The sequence below is a fragment of the Photorhabdus sp. RM323S genome (genome assembly GCF_042879375.1).
Lineage (GTDB): Bacteria > Pseudomonadota > Gammaproteobacteria > Enterobacterales > Enterobacteriaceae > Photorhabdus > Photorhabdus tasmaniensis.
In genome coordinates, this window is the sequence record NZ_JBHFKZ010000180.1 from 1 (window position 1) to 713 (window position 713).

The following is a 713-nucleotide window of genomic DNA, read 5'->3' on the forward strand; positions in this document are numbered from 1 at the left end:
TATCACCGCTTTCGCGAAGAGTTTGGCGCTCATCTACGTTTTCATACTCATGAACTCAGGGGGTTAAAAAAATACTCACCGGAAAATACTGCCAAAGTGGAAGAAGGCATTCTTAATCAGAAAAAAAACCAGCTTTCTAGTTGGGATGTTAGTGATGCAAAAAATCTCTATGAAGCCCCTCACTATCTGATGCACTACATGGACTCCCGGGAAATAAGTGGTGACAACAGTAGCTCCTACCTGAGTCTGGTGCTGCCCTGGGATTATCTAAAAGAGCAGGAGGGCATGGCTCGCTTTATGGCCTGGCTGGACTTTCTGTGTGAACAGCTTGAACCTGACAGTGGAGACTGCGGTTATTGTCTGGTCCTGCCCAGAGATTACCATGATTACTTTCCCCTGGAGTACCAGCTAGCACAGCGTTACCCTGCATTGCAGGTTAATTCTGCGGTTCATACAGCCAAATTACAGTATGGACATTCCATCCGGGGCATTAACTGGATCACCCTGCTGTCCAAACGCTTTGTCAACCGACTGGGTGGGGAACATTGGATACGCAAGACGCTGGCTCGTTATTCGGATGTGGTGATTAGCTCTTACCCCAATGGTCTGATGATCCGAGCCGGTCAATACCCGGACTTAACACCACTACCGGGCAATGTCCCGGCGAGTTATTTTGCCATTAACCAGCTGATACGCCCGATACGGGTGATCCC

Annotated in this window: 1 protein-coding gene; it reads left to right on the top strand. The window is 48.8% G+C overall.

Annotated elements, in window-relative coordinates:
- On the top strand, nt 1–713 hold a 713-nt coding region (locus ACGF7G_RS22550; protein ID WP_387468522.1), incomplete at both ends, for a DUF3396 domain-containing protein.